The sequence below is a fragment of the Serratia rubidaea genome, from assembly GCF_016026735.1.
GTDB classification, from domain to species: Bacteria; Pseudomonadota; Gammaproteobacteria; order Enterobacterales; family Enterobacteriaceae; genus Serratia_B; species Serratia_B rubidaea.
In genome coordinates, this window is sequence record NZ_CP065640.1 from 796303 (window position 1) to 814734 (window position 18432).

The 18432-nt window shown below is 62.2% G+C and carries 17 protein-coding genes; 14 read left to right on the forward strand and 3 right to left on the reverse strand.

Going from position 1 to position 18432, the window contains the following annotated elements; translation table 11 throughout:
* Window positions 1-181: 181 nt before the first annotated feature.
* The 5 genes from I6G83_RS03675 to I6G83_RS03695 are packed head-to-tail and all read left to right on the forward strand — an operon-like array spanning window position 182 to window position 6359.
* Entirely contained in the window at window positions 182-1627 is a 1446-nt protein-coding gene (locus tag I6G83_RS03675; RefSeq protein WP_054304739.1) for a carbohydrate porin, read from the forward strand.
* Between the two features lie 52 nt (window positions 1628-1679).
* Window positions 1680-3050: a sucrose-specific PTS transporter subunit IIBC gene (locus I6G83_RS03680; protein ID WP_054304740.1), complete on the forward strand. Its 1371-nt coding sequence runs from the start codon at window positions 1680-1682 to the stop codon at window positions 3048-3050.
* Window positions 3050-4459, forward strand: a complete 1410-nt coding sequence (locus I6G83_RS03685) for a sucrose-6-phosphate hydrolase (RefSeq protein ID WP_054304741.1) — start codon at window positions 3050-3052, stop codon at window positions 4457-4459. The genes I6G83_RS03680 and I6G83_RS03685 overlap by 1 nt, the downstream gene beginning before the upstream one ends.
* A gap of 21 nt (window positions 4460-4480) precedes the next feature.
* Window positions 4481-5524, forward strand: a complete 1044-nt coding sequence (locus I6G83_RS03690) for a substrate-binding domain-containing protein (RefSeq protein ID WP_054304742.1) — start codon at window positions 4481-4483, stop codon at window positions 5522-5524.
* Window positions 5525-5540: 16 nt separating this feature from the next.
* Window positions 5541-6359 (forward strand): shikimate 5-dehydrogenase, encoded by an 819-nt coding sequence (locus tag I6G83_RS03695; protein ID WP_054304743.1) that lies wholly within the window; start codon window positions 5541-5543, stop codon window positions 6357-6359.
* A 57-nt stretch (window positions 6360-6416) separates the two neighbouring features.
* Here I6G83_RS03695 and exbD read toward each other — a convergent pair whose 3' ends face one another.
* Both exbD and exbB read right to left on the reverse strand, forming a co-directional pair.
* Window positions 6417-6839 (reverse strand): TonB system transport protein ExbD, encoded by a 423-nt coding sequence (gene exbD / locus I6G83_RS03700; protein WP_054304744.1) that lies wholly within the window; start codon window positions 6837-6839, stop codon window positions 6417-6419.
* A 3-nt stretch (window positions 6840-6842) separates the two neighbouring features.
* Complete coding sequence (gene exbB, locus I6G83_RS03705) at window positions 6843-7820, reverse strand: tol-pal system-associated acyl-CoA thioesterase (protein ID WP_072186049.1); 978 nt, start codon at window positions 7818-7820, stop codon at window positions 6843-6845.
* A 444-nt stretch (window positions 7821-8264) separates the two neighbouring features.
* Here exbB and I6G83_RS03710 point away from each other — a divergent pair, with 444 nt between their 5' ends.
* The 5 genes from I6G83_RS03710 (at window position 8265) to I6G83_RS03730 (ending at window position 13312) form a co-directional block, all read left to right on the forward strand.
* On the forward strand, window positions 8265-9242 hold the full coding sequence (locus I6G83_RS03710; protein ID WP_054304745.1) for a TRAP transporter substrate-binding protein: 978 nt from the start codon (window positions 8265-8267) through the stop codon (window positions 9240-9242).
* Between the two features lie 33 nt (window positions 9243-9275).
* Window positions 9276-9782: a TRAP transporter small permease gene (locus tag I6G83_RS03715; RefSeq protein ID WP_054304746.1), complete on the forward strand. Its 507-nt coding sequence runs from the start codon at window positions 9276-9278 to the stop codon at window positions 9780-9782.
* A gap of 13 nt (window positions 9783-9795) precedes the next feature.
* Window positions 9796-11088 carry a TRAP transporter large permease gene (locus tag I6G83_RS03720; RefSeq protein ID WP_054304747.1) on the forward strand — a complete coding sequence of 431 codons (1293 nt, stop codon included), beginning with the start codon at window positions 9796-9798 and terminating at the stop codon, window positions 11086-11088.
* A gap of 224 nt (window positions 11089-11312) precedes the next feature.
* Complete coding sequence (gene metC / locus I6G83_RS03725; protein ID WP_054304759.1) at window positions 11313-12512, forward strand: cystathionine beta-lyase; 1200 nt, start codon at window positions 11313-11315, stop codon at window positions 12510-12512.
* Between the two features lie 140 nt (window positions 12513-12652).
* The gene (locus I6G83_RS03730) at window positions 12653-13312 is read left to right on the forward strand and encodes a DedA family protein (protein WP_015673990.1); all 660 of its coding nucleotides are present in this window, start codon (window positions 12653-12655) and stop codon (window positions 13310-13312) included.
* A 30-nt stretch (window positions 13313-13342) separates the two neighbouring features.
* Here I6G83_RS03730 and I6G83_RS03735 read toward each other — a convergent pair whose 3' ends face one another.
* Window positions 13343-14248: an AraC family transcriptional regulator gene (locus I6G83_RS03735; protein ID WP_054304748.1), complete on the reverse strand. Its 906-nt coding sequence runs from the start codon at window positions 14246-14248 to the stop codon at window positions 13343-13345.
* A 306-nt stretch (window positions 14249-14554) separates the two neighbouring features.
* Here I6G83_RS03735 and I6G83_RS03740 point away from each other — a divergent pair, with 306 nt between their 5' ends.
* The 4 genes from I6G83_RS03740 to I6G83_RS03755 all read left to right on the forward strand — a co-directional run bounded on the left by I6G83_RS03740 (window position 14555) and on the right by I6G83_RS03755 (window position 18416).
* Window positions 14555-15295 carry an NADPH-dependent oxidoreductase gene (locus I6G83_RS03740; RefSeq protein ID WP_054304749.1) on the forward strand — a complete coding sequence of 247 codons (741 nt, stop codon included), beginning with the start codon at window positions 14555-14557 and terminating at the stop codon, window positions 15293-15295.
* A gap of 3 nt (window positions 15296-15298) precedes the next feature.
* Window positions 15299-16462: an alcohol dehydrogenase gene (gene yqhD, locus I6G83_RS03745; protein ID WP_054304750.1), complete on the forward strand. Its 1164-nt coding sequence runs from the start codon at window positions 15299-15301 to the stop codon at window positions 16460-16462.
* A gap of 389 nt (window positions 16463-16851) precedes the next feature.
* Complete coding sequence (gene dkgA / locus I6G83_RS03750; RefSeq protein ID WP_054304751.1) at window positions 16852-17673, forward strand: 2,5-didehydrogluconate reductase DkgA; 822 nt, start codon at window positions 16852-16854, stop codon at window positions 17671-17673.
* A gap of 140 nt (window positions 17674-17813) precedes the next feature.
* The gene (locus I6G83_RS03755; protein WP_054304752.1) at window positions 17814-18416 is read left to right on the forward strand and encodes a transglycosylase SLT domain-containing protein; all 603 of its coding nucleotides are present in this window, start codon (window positions 17814-17816) and stop codon (window positions 18414-18416) included.
* Window positions 18417-18432 lie beyond the last annotated feature (16 nt).

Here is an 18432-nt window from a genome sequence, read left to right on the forward strand (position 1 = left end):
TCACGGGCGGGCCGCCAGCCCGCCCCGTTTCCGCGAATAATGCGCACTCGATCACAATAGCTGAATCGGGTTAGCCAACTCCGTTGCCTTCTGCTCGCCTCCTCGTTTATCGTTCCGCCAGAAAAACCGGTTTAGCAATTTAGCAAACAATAATAATGACCTTTCTGGATGATAGAACACCATGAAAAAACTACGCTATCTGGCTGTAACGACAGGATTATTCATCACCGCCCCCGCGCTGGCCGTCAGCGCCAACGACAGCATCGAAGCCCGCCTCAGCGCGCTGGAACAGCGCCTGCAGCAGGCGGAACGACGGGCCACGCAGGCGGAAAAACGCGCCGCTGACGCCGAGCGGCGGGCGCAGCGTCTGGAACAACGCAGCGAACGCGCCGAACAACAGGCCCAGCGCCTGGAGCTGCGCACCGCCCGCGTCGAGCAGCAGCGCGCTCAGCCGGCCCCCGCGCCGCAGCCCGCCGCCGCTGCGCCGGCCAGCGGCCTCCAGCTCAGCCATTTCAGCGATCTGAAACTGTACGGCGATGTGGAATTCAACCTCGACGGCGCCAGCCGCAGCGGCCAGCTGACCTCGCTGAAAACCCGCGATAACAAAAACTGGAAGCCCGGCGATAACGAGCGCTGGGACATTAACGGCCGCATTCTGGTCGGGCTGGACGGCTACCGCCGCAACCCGGACGGCCGCTTCTCCGGCTTTCGCGTTCAGCCGCTGGCGGACATGAGCGGCAAAATGAACCTGGATGACGCCGCGTTCTTCTTCGGCAAGGAGCAGGACTGGCAGGCCAAAATCGGCCGTTTTGAAGCCTATGATATGTTCCCGCTCAATCAGGACACCTTTATCGAATATTCCGGCAATACCGCCAACGATCTGTATGCCGACGGCTTCGGCTATATCTACATGATGAAAGAGGGACGCGGCCGCAGCAGCAGCGGCGGCAACCTGATGCTGAGCAAAACCGCCGGCGACTGGTATTTCGAACTCAACACCCTGGTGGAGGACGGCACCTCGCTGTTCCAGGAAAACAGCTATCATGGCAACACGCTGGAAAACAAAAAGAATGTTGCCTATCTGCGCCCGGTGATCGCCTGGAAAAAAGATCGCTTCAGCGCCGCACTGGCGATGGAGAGCAACGTGGTCAACAACGCCTACGGCTATCAGGACGCGCGCGGCCAGTGGGTCGACCAGTCCAAACGTAACGGCTACGGCATGACGCTCAGCTGGAACAACCTGGCCGACGACGCCGAAAACGGCATCGTCGCCAACCTCAGCACCGCCTATCTGGACGCCGCCGGCGAGCAGGATTTTTCCGCCGGCGCCAACGTACTGTGGCGCCGCTTCGAGCTGGGCTATATCTACGCCCGCAATACCATCAAAGAGTTTTCCACCGACGGCATGGCGGCGCAGATCGACAACCCGCTCAGCGAACCGGGGCGCTACGACATTCACACCATTCACGCGTCATACCAAATCCCCAACATTATGGCGATGCCGAACTTCAATCTGTATCTCGGCGCCTATGCTTCCATGCTGGAGGCCGACGCCGACAATAAGATCGCCAACGGCGATAACGATAAACGCTACGGCCTGCGCGCCAGATTCAAATACTTTTTCTGAACCACCGACCGCGCTGCGGCGCGGCATTGTTAGCATTTAAAAGGGAGAACACATGAACGTCACCGCAACCGCACAGGCGCTGCTGCCGCTACTCGGCGGGAAAGACAATATCGCCAGCGCGGCCCACTGCGCCACGCGCCTGCGACTGGTGCTACTGGACGACAGCCGGGTCGATACCGCCGCCATCGGGCAACTGGAGGGGGTGAAAGGCTGCTTCCGCAACGCCGGACAAATTCAGGTGATTTTCGGCACCGGCCTGGTGAACAAGGTGCATGCCGAATTTATCAAGGCGGCGGACGTCAATGAATCCAGCAAAGCGGAAGCCGCCAATCTGGCGGCGAAAAAGCTCAATCCGCTGCAGCGCATCGCCCGCCTGCTGTCGAATATTTTCGTGCCGATCATTCCCGCCATCGTCGCCTCCGGCCTGCTGATGGGGCTGCTCGGCATGATGAAAACCTACGGCTGGGCCAGCCCTGATAATGCGCTGTTCGTGATGCTCGATATGTTCAGCTCGGCGGCGTTTATCATCCTGCCGATCCTGATTGGCTTCACCGCCGCGCGTGAATTCGGCGGCAACCCTTATCTCGGCGCCACGCTGGGCGGCATTCTGACTCATCCGGCGCTGACCAACGCCTGGGGCGTGGCCGAGGGCTTCTCCACCATGAACTTCTTCGGGCTGGAGATCGCGATGATCGGCTATCAGGGCACGGTGTTCCCGGTGCTGCTGGCGGTGTGGTTTATGAGCGCGCTGGAAAAACAGCTGCGCAAAGCGATTCCTGATGCGCTCGATCTGATCCTGACGCCGTTCCTGACGGTGATTATCTCCGGCTTCGTCGCCATGCTGTTTATCGGCCCGGCGGGGCGCGCGCTCGGCGACGGCATCTCGCTGCTGCTCAGCACGCTGATCGCCCACGCCGGCTGGCTGGCCGGGCTGCTGTTCGGCGGCCTGTATTCGGTGATCGTCATCACCGGCATCCACCACAGCTTCCACGCCATCGAGGCCGGGCTGCTGGGCAACCCGAATATCGGCGTCAACTTCCTGCTGCCGATCTGGTCAATGGCCAACATCGCGCAGGGCGGCGCCTGTCTGGCGGTGTACTTTAAAACCCGCGACGCCAAAATCAAGGCGATCGCGGTGCCTTCCGGCTTCTCCGCCATGCTCGGCATCACCGAGGCGGCGCTGTTCGGCATCAACCTGCGCTTTGTCAAACCCTTCCTCGCCGCGCTGGCCGGCGGCGCGCTCGGCGGCGCCTGGGTGGTCGCCAATCACGTCGGCATGAACGCCGTCGGCCTGACCGCCATTCCCGGCATGGCCATCGTACAGGCCAGCGCGCTGCTCAGCTATATCATCGGGCTGGCGATCGCCTTCGGCAGCGCCTTTGGCCTTTCCCTGCTGCTGAAATACCAGACGGACGATAAATAATGGATGCGCTGAGCCTGATGAAACACACCGCGCTGGCGCTGATGCAGGGCCAGACGCGCGCCGCCGCCGATCCTCACCGCCCGCTGTGGCACCTGGCGCCCAGCGTCGGGCTGCTCAACGATCCCAACGGGTTTATTCAGCACAACGGCGTCTACCATCTGTTCTATCAGTGGAACCCGCTGGCCTGCGACCACGGCCGCAAATGCTGGGGCCACTGGCAGTCCCGCGATCTGCTGCACTGGCAGCACCAGCCGGTGGCGCTGCTGCCCGACGCCTGCTACGACAGCCACGGCTGCTATTCCGGCTCGGCGGTGGCGGCGGACGACAAGATCATGCTGGTCTATACCGGCAATGTGAAATACCCCGACGGTTCGCGCACCGCCTACCAATGTCTGGCGCAGGAGGATGAGCGCGGTGAATACCGCAAGCTCGGCCCGGTGCTGCCGCTGCCCGACGGCTACAGCGGCCACGTGCGCGACCCGAAGGTCTGGCACCATGAGCAACACTGGTACATGGTGCTGGGCGCGCGCGACCTGCAGGACCGCGGCAAGGTGCTGCTGCTGCGCTCCGCGGACCTGCGTCAGTGGACACTGTTGGGAGAGATCGCGGGCGCGCACCTGAACGGCCTGGGCGACTTCGGCTATATGTGGGAGTGCCCGGATCTGTTCCGCCTTGCCGGGCGCGAGGTGCTGATTTGCTGCCCGCAGGGGCTGGCGGCGCAGCCGGAGCGCTATCTCAACGTCTATCAGGCCGGTTATTTCGTCGGCGAGCTGGATTACCCGGCGGCACGCTTCAGCCACGGTGACTTTCACGAGCTGGATGCCGGCTTCGAGTTTTATGCGCCGCAAACCACGCTGGCGGAAGATGGCCGCCGGCTGCTGGTGGGCTGGATGGGGGTGCCGGAACAGGACGAACAGCTGCAGCCGACGACGCGCTACGGCTGGCTGCACACCATGACCTGCCTGCGCGAGCTGACGCTGCGCGACGGCCGGCTGTATCAGCAGCCAGTCGCCGAACTGCAGCAGCTGCGCGGGGATCTGACCCGCTGGCTGGGAGCGGCCGACGACGCGCCGCCGCTGGCGCTCGGCAGCGCCGAACTGTGGTTAACGCCGCACGGCCCGTTCCACGCCGGCTTCGGCGACGCCATGCAGTTGACCTGGGACGGAGAACGGCTGACGCTAACGCGCACTAACCTGCGCAGCGGCGCGGCGGAACACCGCTACTGGCGCGGCGATCTCCGGGAGCTGCAGCTGCTGTTTGACCGCTCCAGCGTGGAGATCTTTATCAACCGCGGCGCCGCGGTGATGAGCTCGCGCTACTTCCCTGCCGCGCCGCCAGACCTGCGGCTGCACGGCGCCGCGCCGCTGGCGCTGCAATACTGGCCGCTGCGGCCATGCATGTTAGAATAAGGCATCCTACGATGAACATAGATGCCGTTAGTGAAAAAGAATAAACGCATAACCATCAGTGATATTGCCGGGCTGGCCGGCGTGTCGAAGTCGACCGCCAGCCTGGTGCTTAATGGCCGCAGCAAGCAATACCGCGTCTCCGACGATACCCGCGATCGCATCCTGGCGCTGGCTAACGAGCACCACTACCAACCCAGCATTCACGCCCGCTCGCTGCGCTCGACCCGCAGCCATACCCTCGGGCTGGTGGTGCCGGAAATGACCAACTACGGCTTTGCGGTTATCGCCCGTGAACTGGAAACCCTGTGCCGCGAGGCCGGCCTGCAGCTGCTGATTGCCTGCTCGGATGAAAACCCGGCGCAGGAGATGATGGCGGTGAACAATCTGGTGCAGCGCCAGGTTGACGGGCTGATCGTCGCCTCCAGCCAGCTAAACGACGCGGAATACCAGAAGATTAACGCCAGCCTGCCGGTGGTGCAGATGGACCGGGTGATTAACGGTTCGTCGCTGCCGCTGGTGATCACCGATTCGGTGTCATCGACCGCGCAGCTGGTGGAAACGGTCGCCCGGCAGCACCCCGACGAGTTCTATTTCCTCGGCGGCCAGCCGCGCCTGTCGCCGACGCGCGATCGCCTGGCCGGCTTCCGTCAAGGGCTGGAAAACGCCGGCGTCAGCGCCCGGGATGAGTGGATCATCAGCGGCAACTATCACCCCAGCTCCGGCTATGAAATGATCGCCGGCCTGTGCGCGCGCCTCGGTCGCCCGCCGAAGGCGCTGTTTACCGCCGCCTGCGGCCTGTTGGAAGGGGTGCTGCGCTATCTCACCCAGCATCAGCTGATGGACAGCGATATCCACCTGTGCAGCTTTGACGACCACTACCTGTTCGACTGCATGACGCTGAAAATCGACACCGTGGCGCAGGACTGCCGCGGGCTGGCGCAGCACAGCTTCGAGCTGGCGACGCAGCTGATTGACGAGCGTCCGCCGGAACACAACGCCCTGTACCTGCCCGGCAGCATTCACTGGCGCCACGCCGGTTCGCTGGCGCTGCATGACCAACGCTAATTACCACGGAGCGCCCATGTCGCAAGAAATTAACAAAGATACCCAGCTGTGCATGTCGCTGGCCGGCCGTCCCGGCAATTTCGGCACCCGCTTTCACAACTACCTGTATCAGCAGCTGGGGCTGAACTTTATCTACAAGGCATTCACCACCCAGGATATTCAGGCGGCGGTCGGCGGCGTGCGTGCGCTGGGCATCCGCGGCTGCGCGGTGTCCATGCCGTTCAAAGAGAGCTGCATCCCGTTCCTCGATGAGCTGGATCCCTCCGCCACGGCCATCGATTCGGTTAACACCATCGTCAACGACGGCGGCCTGCTGCGCGCCTACAACACCGACTATATCGCCGTTGCCAAACTGCTGGCGCAGCATCAGGTCGCGCCCTCCACCTCGTTTGCCCTGCGCGGCAGCGGCGGCATGGCCAAAGCGGTGACCGCCGCGCTGCGCGACGCCGGCCTGCGCAACGGCCATATTATCGCGCGTAACGAGCGCGCCGGGCGGGCGCTGGCGCAGCAGTACGGCTATACATGGCTGCCGGAGATGGGCAGCCTGCGGCCGCAGATGGTGATTAACGTCACGCCGATCGGCATGGCGGGCGGCGCCGAGGCGCAGCAGCTGGCCTTTGAGCCGGACTGCATCGCCGCCGCCGAGCGGGTGTTTGACGTGGTGGCGCTGCCGGCGGAGACGCCGCTGATTCGCCACGCCCGCCAGCAGGGCAAAGCGGTGATTACCGGCGCGGAGGTGATTGCGCTGCAGGCGCTGGAGCAGTTCGTTCTCTACACCGGCGTACGCCCCAGCGATGAGCAGGTTGCCCGCGCGGCGGCGCATGCGCGCGCTTAACAACCAGTGATAAAAGCAAGGCCGGGCAATGCCCGGCCTTGCTTATAACTGCAGAAACTACTTGGCAGCCCCTTCCATCCCCACCAGCCCCACTTTCAGGTAGCCGGCGTTGCGTAGCGTATCCATCACGCTCATCAGCGTGGCGTAATCCACGCTCTTGTCCGCCTGGAAGAAGATGGTGGTTTCCTTGTTGGACTGAGTGCGGCTGTCCAGTACCGAGGTCAGCTGCGCCGCCGTCACCGGCTGGTCGCCGACGTACAGCTGCTTGTCAGCCTTCACCGACAGGAACACCGGTTTTTCCGGGCGCGGCTGCGGCTTGGCCGTCGAAGCCGGCAGATCGACACGGATATCCACCGTAGCCAGAGGCGCCGCCACCATAAAGATGATCAACAGCACCAGCATAACGTCGATAAACGGCGTTACGTTGATTTCGTGCAGTTCGCCGCTGTCGTCCAAATCTTCATTTAAGCGCATCGCCATAGATCACCCCGCCCGCAGCTGGTGTGCGTGCTGTGCGCGCTTGGCTTCCGCCGTCGCCGCCAGATCCAGGTCACGGCTCAGCAGCAGCAGCACCTGCGCCGCCACGTCGCCAACCTGCGCGCGGTGGCCGCCGATCACGCGGGCAAAGATGTTGTAAATCACCACCGCCGGGATAGCAGCGACCAGGCCCAGCGCGGTAGCCAGCAGCGCTTCTGCGATGCCGGGAGCCACCACCGCCAGGTTGGTGGTCTGCGAATGCGCGATGCCGATAAAGCTGTTCATAATGCCCCAAACGGTGCCGAACAGGCCGACAAACGGCGAAATCGCGCCGATGGTGGCCAGGAAGCCGTTGCCTTTGCCCAGCTGACGCCCGTAGGCCGCCACCCGGCGCTCAAAGCGGAAACCGGCGCGCTCTTTAATCCCGTTGTTGTCGTTGGATTCCGCCGACAGCTCCAGCTCGTTCTGCGCGTCATTCAGCAGCACGGCGCTGATGCTCTCCGGCTGGAAGCTCTGCGCCATCTGGCTGGCTTCATCCAGCGAGCGGGCTTCGGCCAGCTGCTGATGCTCACGGCGCAGGCGGCGCTTGGCGCGCGTCAGCTCGCTGCCTTTGGCAAACAGAATGGTCCAGGTGATGATCGATGCCAGCACCAGGCCGATCATTACGGTTTTCACCACCGCATCGGCGTGCTGATACATGCCCCAGACGGACAGATCCATACCGCGCGTTTCCGGTGGTTGAACGGTCGGCGCCGGGTTAACCGGCGTCACGGACTGCGGCGCGGCGCTGGCCGGCGCCGGCGTTGCTGCCGCAGAGGCGCTCTCGGTAGCAGCCGGCTGAGTTTCCGGCGCGGCCTGCGCGCTGCCGGCCAGCCCGGCCACCAGCACCATGGACGCGATCAAACCGCGCCCGAATGCGGCGCCCCACTGTCCCCGGCCAGCGCCGCGGGCTCTTTGATTCATAGTCTTGCCAGCCGTTTTCACGCTGCGCCTCCAACCATTACCGATCAAAATTAAACAGAATTCAGCGTGCGATCATATCAAACCAATCACGGATTGATAGTAGTTATCATTATTATTTACTCAATAACGCATCTCCGGTCCAAAAAACCGTTAACCCGCGCCAGCCGCAGCGCTATCGCCCGCCGCTGTGTAACATTTACCCGCGCAAACGCCAACAACCCCGTCACCGTTTAGTCGTTTTTTTAACCTCATCACGAAACGCGCGGGCTTTTTCCCCCTCACAGTGACGTCGATCAATTATTTTTAAAACGGCTTTTCAATTATGTAGCAAGCAGGTTTCAACTGTGTTTATCTTTTGTACTGACGCAGCGCGAAACCGGCCTGACGCGCCCCTTTCCCGTTCACGCTGCGCGCCTGGGATGATGAAAAAACAATAACCGATGCCCGACACTCTGGAGATCTGCGATGAAACTGCCCCACGCCCTATCAGGTTTGTGCCTCTCGCTCTGCACGTTACTGTGCAGCCAGGCCGCACTGGCGCAACAAATCAAAGCCGCCGACGTCCACCCGGAAGGCTACCCCAATGTCGTCGCGGTCCAACATCTGGGCGACAAGCTGAAGGCCGCCACGCAGGATCGCCTGGAGCTGAAAACCTTCCCCGGCGGCATGCTCGGCGACGAAAAGCAGATGATTGAGCAGGCGCAGATTGGCGCGATTGATATGATCCGCGTCTCCATGGCGCCGGTGGCGGCGATTCTGCCGGAGATCGACGTGTTCACCCTGCCGTACATCTTCCGCGACGAAGCGCATCTGCATAAGGTGCTGGACGGTGAGATCGGCAAGGAGATCGGCGACAAGATCACCAACGACCCCACCTCGCGTTTGGTGTTCCTCGGCTGGATGGATTCCGGCACCCGCAATCTGATCACCAAAAAGCCGGTGGTGAAGCCGCAGGATCTGCAGGGGATGAAAATCCGCGTGCAGGGCAGCCCGATTGCGCTGGCGACGCTGAAAGCCATGGGCGCCAACGCCGTCAGCATGGGGGTCAGCGAAGTGTTCAGCGGCCTGCAGACCGGCGTTATCGACGGCGCGGAGAACAACCCGCCGACCTTTATCGCCCACAACTATCTGCCGGTAACCAAAAACTACACCCTGAGCCGCCACTTTATTATTCCCGAGCTGTTCCTCTACTCCAAAGTCAAATGGGACCAACTGACCCCGGCCGACCAGCAGCTGATCCTCAAGCTGGCGAAAGAGGCGCAGGCCGAACAGCGCACCCTGTGGGCCGCCTATAACCAGCAGGCGCTGGAAAAAATGAAGGCCGGCGGCGTGCAGTTCCACGACATCGACCGCGCAGCGTTCTACAAGATGACCCAGCCGGTGCGCGACCAGTACGGCAAGGCGCATCAGGATCTGATCGCCCGCATTAACGCGGTGCAATAACCGCCCCTTTTCCTGCTTGGTCGGAGGTTGCTGATGGCGCACGCTTATCATCAGGCGATGGATCTGCTGTACCGCCTCGCCATGTGGCTGGCCGGCGCGGCGCTGCTGGTGATGGTCACCGTAATACCGGTGGGCATCTTCAGCCGCTACGTGCTCAATGAGGGCGCGGCCTGGCCGGAGCCGATCGCCATCCTGTGCATGGTCACCTTTACCTTTATCGGCGCCGCCGTCAGCTACCGCGCCGGCGCGCATATCGCCGTCAATATGCTGACCGACCGCCTGCCGCCGTTCTGGCAGCGCTGCTGCGGCCGGCTGGCGGACCTGCTGATGACGGTAATCTGCCTGTTTATTCTCTATTACGGCTACGGCCTGTGCAGCCAGCTGTGGCTGCAGCCGGTGGCGGAGTTCCCGCTGCTGAGCGCCGGCCAGGCCTATCTGCCGCTGCCGATTGGCTCAGCCGTGACGCTGCTGTTCGTGATTGAGCGGTTACTCTTCGGCCCGCAGCACCACCGTCCGCTGGTGATGCTCGGCAATACCTGACGGAGCCTGCGCTATGGACGCCTTTATTCTGCTTGCCTCTCTCGCCCTGCTGCTGGCCATCGGCGTGCCGGTAGCCTACGCCGTGGGGCTGAGCGCCATCGCCGGCGCGCTGTGGATCGATCTGCCGCTGGAGGCGCTGATGATTCAGATGACCAGCGGCGTCAACAAGTTCTCCCTGCTGGCGATCCCGTTCTTTATCCTGGCCGGCGCCATTATGGCGGAAGGCGGCATCGCCCGCCGGCTGGTCAGCTTCGCCTATATCTTCGTCGGCTTTGTGCGCGGCGGCCTGTCGCTGGTCAATATTGTCGCCTCCACCTTCTTCGGCGCGATCTCCGGCTCTTCGGTGGCGGATACCGCCTCGATCGGCTCGGTGATGGTGCCGGAGATGGAGAAAAAGGGCTACCCGCGCGACTACGCCGCCTCGGTCACCGCCAGCGGTTCGGTGCAGGCGATCCTGATCCCGCCCAGCCATAACGCGGTGATCTATTCGCTGGCCGCCGGCGGTACGGTGTCGATCGCCTCGCTGTTCGTCGCCGGTATTCTGCCGGGACTGCTGCTGTGCGTCTCGCTGATGGTGATGTGCGTCGGCTTCGCCCACAGGCGCGGCTACCCGAAGGGGGAAGCCATCCCGCTGCGTCAGGCGCTGAAAATCTGCCTCGATACGCTGTGGGGGCTGATGACCGTGGTAATCATCATGGGCGGCATCATGTCCGGTATCTTTACCGCCACCGAATCCGCGGCGGTAGCCTGCCTGTGGGCGTTCTTCGTCACCATGTTTATCTACCGCGACTACCGCTGGTCTGAGCTGCCCAACCTGATGTACCGCACTATCAAAACCGTCACCATCGTGATGATCCTGATAGGCTTCGCCGCCTGCTTCGGCGCGGTGATGACCTATATGCAGCTGCCGCTGCGCATCACCGAGTTCTTCACCGCCATTTCCCACAACAAATACGTCATTCTGGTCTGCATCAATATCATGCTGCTGGCGCTCGGCACGCTGATGGATATGGCGCCGCTGATCCTGATCCTGACGCCGGTGCTGCTGCCGGTCACCAACGCGCTGGGCATCGACCCGGTGCATTTCGGCATGATTATGATGATCAACCTGGGCATCGGCCTGATCACCCCGCCGGTCGGCTCGGTGCTGTTCGTCGCCAGCGCGGTCAGCAAGCAGAAAATCGAGGCGGTGGTCAAAGCCATGCTGCCGTTTTACTGCGTGCTGTTTATGGTGCTGCTGCTGGTGACCTATATTCCCGCCATTTCGCTGTGGCTGCCGCATCTGTTTGGCGTAATGGGCGGCTGAACCGCGTCTCTGCCGCCCTTTTCACGTTGCCTGTTGGCCCGTTTGCCGAGAAACGGGCTTTTTTTATCCGCCAATGCAGCGTATTTCACCGCGCGGCAGGGGGAAGGCAGTGAATCACCGCCGCTTTTATCAACGGAAGTAAAAACGTCTGGATGGCTATTTGCCAACATGCTAACGTAGTGCGCATCACCGTTTTCACTATGCATAACCAGCAGGTAAGCCGTATGACGTCCAAAAATCTCGATACCACGCTGATCGGCGCCGGCCGCAGCAAGCGCTATACCCACGGCGCGGTCAACCCGGTGACGCAGCGCGCCTCCTCGCTGGTGTTCGACAGCGTGGCCGATAAAAAGCACGCCACGGCGCAGCGCGCCCACGGCGAACTGTTCTACGGCCGCCGCGGCACCCTGACCCACTTCGCCTTTCAGGAGGCGATGACCGAGCTGGAGGGCGGCGCCGGCTGCGTGCTCTATCCCTGCGGCGCCGCCGCGGTCTCCAACGCCATTTTGTCGTTCGTCAGCGCCGGCGACCACGTGCTGGTGACCGGCTCGGTGTATGAGCCCACGCAGGATTTCTGCACGCATATTCTCGGCCGGATGAATGTCGCCACCACCTATTTCGATCCGCTGCTGGGCGAGGCCATCGCCGAGCTGATCCAGCCGAACACCCGCGTGGTGTTCCTGGAATCGCCGGGGTCGATCACCCTGGAAATACAGGATATTCCGGCCATCGTGCGCGCCGTGCGCGCGGTGAATCCGGAGATTGTCATTATGATCGACAACACCTGGGCCGCCGGCGTGCTGTTCAAGGCGTTGGAGTTCGACATTGATATTTCCATTCAGGCCGGCACCAAATACATCATCGGCCACTCCGATTACATGCTCGGCACCGCGGTCGCCAACGCCCGCTGCTGGGAACAGCTGCGTGAATACTCTTACCTGATGGGGCAGATGGTGGATGCCGATACCGCCTATATGGCCAGCCGCGGCCTGCGCACGCTGAGCGTACGGCTGAAACAGCATGAGCAGAGCAGCATCGCCGTCGCCCGCTGGCTGGCCGAGCGGCCGGAAGTCGCCCGCGTCAACCACCCGGCGCTGCCCGCCTGCAAAGGGCATGAATTTTACCGGCGCGATTTCAGCGGCTGTAACGGGCTGTTCTCCTTTGTCCTGAAGCAGCGCCTGAGCGAGGCGCAGCTGGCCGACTATCTCGACCACTTCCGCCATTTCACCATGGCCTACTCCTGGGGCGGCTATGAGTCCCTGATCCTGGCGAATCAGCCGGAGGAGCTGGAGGCGATCCGCCCGGCCGGCGGCGTAGACTTTTCCGGCACGCTGGTGCGGCTGCATATCGGCCTGGAAAACGTGCAGGACCTGATCGACGATCTGGCGGCGGGCTTTGAGCGTCTGCAGGCCGGCAATCGATAAAAATTTGCCGGGTAATAGAGAAAATTATCCATCGCAAGCATATTTCTATGCGTCATTTAATGTCCGGTTACGCTAATAGAGGTACACTAATCCGCATCATATTTGCTTAGTAAGGTGAACCTGGCGCAACGGGACAGAAAATGGATGTATTAAAAGAGATTGTTCACGCGCTTTGGCAACAGGATTTTACGGCTCTGGCCGATCCCAGCGTGATTTGGGTGGTTTATACGGTGCTTTTTATCACCCTGTTTTTGGAAAATGGCCTGCTGCCGGCGTCTTTTCTGCCCGGCGACAGCCTGCTGCTGCTGGCGGGCGCCTTAATCGCCAAGGGCGTGATGTCCTTTGTACCGACCCTGATGATTCTGACGCTGGCCGCCAGCCTCGGCTGCTGGCTCAGCTATCTGCAGGGGCGCTGGCTGGGGCATACCCGGCTGGTTAAGGGGTGGCTGCTGCAGCTGCCCGCGCAGTACCACCAGCGCGCGCACGTGCTGTTTCACCGCCACGGCCTGACGGCGCTGCTGGTAGGACGCTTTCTGGCGTTTGTGCGCACGCTGCTGCCGACCATGGCGGGCATCTCCGGCCTGAGCAATACCCGCTTTCAGTTTTTCAACTGGCTGAGCGCCCTGCTGTGGGTGGTGTCGGTGGTCGGGCTGGGCTTCGCCTTCAGCCAGATTCCCCTCGTCAAACGCTATGAGGATCAGGTGATGGCCGGCCTGATGATCCTGCCGCTGGCGCTGCTGGTGTTCGGGCTGATCGGCGCCATGCTGGTGATCTGGCGTAAAAAGCGCCGGGCTTCCTGACCCTTCGTCTGACGGCCGCCGCGTCGGTCGTCAGGCGGCGTAGTTATCCCGCACCCGCGCCACTTCATCGCTCGGCGTGACGCCAAAGAAACGCTTAAACTCGCGGCTGAACTGCGAGGCGCTTTCATAACCCACCCGCATCGCCGCCGTGCTGGCCTTCAGACCGTCGTGCAGCATCAGCAGCCGCGCCTTATGCAGACGGTAGGATTTCACGTACTGCAGCGGCGAGGTGTTGGTCACCGCCTTAAAATTATGGTGAAACGCCGACACGCTCATATTCACCTCGCTGGCCAGCGCCTCCACGCTCAGGCTCTCCGCATACTGCTTTTCAATACGCCGCAGTGCCCTGGCGATCTGGCTGAAGTGGGTATGGCGGCTGACCAGCTCCTGCAGCGACGCGCCGCTGCGGCCGCACAGCACGTAATAGAGAAGTTCACGCACGATCTGCGGCCCCAGCACCCGCGCATCCAGCGGTTTTTCCATCACGTCCAGCAAACGCTCGGTGGCGCACAGCATCTCATCATTCTGCGACGCACAGTTGATGCCGCTGCTCTCGCCGTGCGGCGCCGTCAGATAGTTGTCGTCGCCGATATCGATCAGCAGATCCTGCAGCATCTGGGTATCAATCCGCACCGAAATCCCCACCAGCGGCTGCTCAGGGCTGGCGAAGGTTTCACACTCAAACGGCAGCGGCAGCGTCATCAGCAGATAGTTGCGCGGATCGTAGCGGAACACCTTACTGCCGCAGTAACCGACCTTGTGCCCCTGAAAAATAATCACAATGCTGGGATCGTACATCACCGGCTGGCGCGGGTAGTGCCGGTCGGCATACAGAATATCCACCTGCGGCACCGGCGACGACGTAAAGCCGTTGCCCACGGCAAAGCGCGCCGCCTGCTGCGCCATCCGGCGCCGAAGTTCGTCAATGTCGCTCACGCTGCCTCCGATATGATGAGGAATAATACGGTATAAAGCATAATAAAACGCCGCCCGTTCCTACAGCGTTTTGTAGAAATAGGCAAACATCAGGCAGGAATGTGCATTGTTAATACCGCTGCCTGTCACTGACAATAGCCCCCACAAATTAGCGGGCGCCATCTTCCTTACAGCTTTAGGCAAGAGGCCGCTCCCGTCGTCAATCTGAAACGCTCCCCTCTGCCCAGCAACCGTCGTTCCGTCCCTTCAGGGCGCGGCCGACGCCGTTTTGCCAACCGGAGCGGAGTTGGATAAGGCAGCCTGATCATGAACCAGACCATTGACCTGCTGACGTCGCACCGCAGCGAGCGCAGCTATCTCGACCAGCCGATCGCCGATGAGGTGCTCGACAGTATTATCGCCGCCGCCCATCTGGCGCCGACCTCGGTCAACTCCCAGCAGGTTTCGCTGGTTGTCACCCGCGACCCCGTCCAGCGCGCGCGCATCGCCGAAATTGCCGGCGGCCAGGCGTGGATCGCCCAAGCGCCGGTGTTTATCACCGTGGTGCTGGATATGCACAAAACCCGGCTGGGCATCGCCATGGGCGGCCAGCAGCAAACGGCGCACCAGAGCATTGAGAGCCTGATTTCCGGCAGCACCGACGTCGGCATCGCGCTCGGCGCGCTGATGACCGCCGCCCGCTCGCACGGGCTGGGCATCGTGCCGATCGGCGGCATCCGTCGCGATCCTCAGGCGCTGATCGAGCTGCTGCAGCTGCCGGAACTGACCTTCCCGGTCGCCGGGCTGGTGATCGGCCATGTCGATCGGGGCGCGCAGCAGAAACCGCGCCTGCCGATCGGCAGCTTCCGCCATGAGGAGCGCTATCAGCGCGAAACCCTGCCGGACGCTATCAAGGCCTATAACCAGACGCTGAGCGACTACTGGCAGCAGACCGGCCGCGCGGACGGCGACGACTGGAGCCGCAACACCGCCAGCTATTACCAGCATATCTATTTCCCGAATGTGCTTCCGGCCATTCAGCAACAAGGCTTTAAACTGGACAAATAAACCATGCAAAACTTTATTCTCCATACCCCAACCAAAATTCTGTTCGGTAAAGATCAAATTGCCGAACTGGGCCAACAAATTCCGGCCGACGCCCGCATTCTGATTACCTACGGCGGCGGCAGCGTGAAGAAAAACGGCGTTCTGGATCAGGTGCACGCCGCGCTGCAGGGGCGCAGCGTCAGCGAGTTCGGCGGCATTGAGCCGAACCCGACCTTTGAAACGCTGATGAAGGCGGTCGACGTGGTGCGCGCCGAGAAGATTGACTTCCTGCTGGCGGTCGGCGGCGGTTCCGTGGTGGACGGCACCAAATTTATAGCCGCCGCGGCGGACTACAGCGCCTCCCCTGACGCCTGGCACATCATGCAGACCGTAGGCAGTGAAATCACCCGCGCGGTGCCGATGGGCTGCGTACTGACCCTGCCGGCCACCGGTTCGGAATCCAACAGCGGCGCAGTGATCACCCGCAAAAGCAGCGGCGACAAGCAGCACTTCTTCTCGCCGCTGGTGCAGCCGCAGTTTGCCGTGCTGGATCCGCAGGTCACCTATTCGCTGCCGCCGCGCCAGATCGCCAACGGCGTGGTGGACGCCTTTGTGCACACGCTGGAGCAGTATCTGACCTACCCGGTCGACGCTAAAGTGCAGGACCGCTTCGCCGAAGGCCTGCTGCTGACGCTGCTGGAAGACGGTCCGCGCGCGCTGGCGGAACCGGAAAACTATGCGGTGCGCGCCAACGTGATGTGGAGCGCCACCATGGCGCTGAACGGCCTGATCGGCGCCGGCGTGCCGCAGGACTGGGCGACCCATATGCTCGGCCACGAGCTGACGGCGATGCACGGCCTGGATCACGCGCAGACGCTGGCGATCGTTCTGCCGTCGCTGCTGCGGGAGAAAAAGGCGCAAAAACGCGACAAACTGCTGCAGTACGCCGAGCGCGTCTGGGAACTGCGCGACGGTGATGACGATCAGCGCATCGACGCCGCCATTGCCGCCACCGCCGAGTTCTTCGAAAAAATGGGCGTGCCGACCCGGATGGCCGACTACCAGCTCGACGGCAGCAGCATCCCTGCCCTGCTGGAAAAGCTGCGTGAGCACGGCATGACCGCGCTGGGCGAGCATCAGGACATCACTCTCGAGGTCAGCGAGCGCATCTATCAGGCAGCGCGTTAATCGCACGCCGCCAATTTCCTGCTAGGCTTATAGGCCGGGCCGATCAATTTGCGGCGCCATAGGCGCCAGCCGTTGGCCGCCCGGCCTCACAATAACGTATTGCCTGCGCCCGGACGTTCCGGGCGCTTTTCCCCGCGCCGACGGCGCCTCCGTCAGTTCTGTTTTCGCCATTTGGCTCATTTACCGGAGGAGACGCATGACAGCAGGTTCCGCAGGATCGCCGACGCACCGCTAACCTTCGGCACTCCTGACAGTCGCCAACGACCCCCGACGCCGTACCGCTGCGGCCAGCCTCACGCACTGCAACGTTAACCGCGCGGCAGGGTCTAAAATTAAAGCAAGCTTTCCGACGTGGTTAACGTCGGCAATCAGGTCAAAAGGAGATACGCATGACAACGCAACCCATCATCAAACTCCACGACGGTAATCTGATGCCGCAGTTGGGTCTCGGCGTTTGGCAGGCGAGCATTGAAGAGACAGCCAATGCCGTGGCGAAAGCCCTGGAGGTTGGTTATCGCTCCATTGATACCGCTGCTATTTACAAAAACGAGGAAGGCGTCGGCAGTGCGCTGCAGTCAGCCTCGGTACCGCGCAGTGAACTGTTTGTCACCACTAAACTGTGGGATGACGATCAGGGTGACCCGCAGGCCGCGTTGGAGACCAGCCTGAAAAAACTGGGGCTGGACTATGTCGATCTGTACCTGATCCACTGGCCGCGGCCGGCGCAGGATCAGTATGTCGACGCCTGGCGCAGCCTGATCAAGCTGCGCGAACAGGGCCTGACGAAGAGCATCGGCGTCTGTAACTTCAATATCCCGCACCTGCAGCGCCTGCAGGATGAAACCGGCGTCACGCCGGTGATCAACCAGGTCGAGCTGCATCCGCTGCTGCAGCAGCGCCAGCTGCACGCCTGGAACGCCATGCATCACATCGCCACCGAATCCTGGAGCCCGCTGGCGCAGGGCGGCGAAGGCGTGTTCGACCAGGCGGTGATCAAGCATCTGGCGGAAAAATATGAGAAAACCCCGGCGCAGATCGTGGTGCGCTGGCACCTGGATAACGGCCTGGTGGTGATTCCGAAATCCGTCACGCCGTCGCGCATCCGCGAAAACTTTGCGGTGTTCGACTTTAAGCTGGATAAGGATGAGCTGGGCCAGATTGCCAAACTGGACAGCGGCAAGCGTCTGGGGCCGGATCCCGCCGCCCGCTGAACCTCTCCCTCCCCGGCCCGCCGCGCGCGGGCCTTTTTCCACCCCGTGCGCGCCGTAGCGCTTTTGGTCAAAATCTTTGCCTGCCCGCCGGCGATGATGGCACTATCAATGCCTGAAACCTTCCCATCGCACGGAGCACTATGAAATTTTCGATCGCCGCCTGCTCGCGCCTGGCCATCCCGCTGGCGCTACTGATCCTCGCCGGCTGTTCCAGCAAGCACAAATCCGTCAGCTACGACCGCCACAGCTTTGATAGCGCCATCGCCGACGCCGCCGACGAGTATGACGTCGACGCCAAACTGATCGCCGCGATGATTCAGGTAGAGTCCGGCTTTAACCCGGCGGCGGTCAGCCGCTCCAACGCCGTCGGCCTGATGCAGCTGAAGGCCTCCACCGCCGGCTGCGACGCCTACCAGTTTAAGGGGAAAAGCGGCTGCCCGGACGATGACGACCTGCTCGACCCACAGACCAATATCGATCTGGGCGCCGCCTACCTGGCTTCGCTGCAGCGGCAGCTGCGGGGGATTGATAACCCGGTGACGCTGCGCTACGCCACCGAAGTGGCCTACGTCAACGGCGCCGGCGCGCTGCTGCGCACCTTTTCCGCCAACCGCCGTCAGGCGGTCAGCATGATTAACAGCCTGTCTCCCGAGGCGTTCTGGTGGCACGTGCGCCAGCATCATCCGTCGGCGCAGGCGCCGCGCTACCTGGCGAAGGTGGAAGCGGCCTACGCCCGGCTGTAATACGGCGAAAAAAATG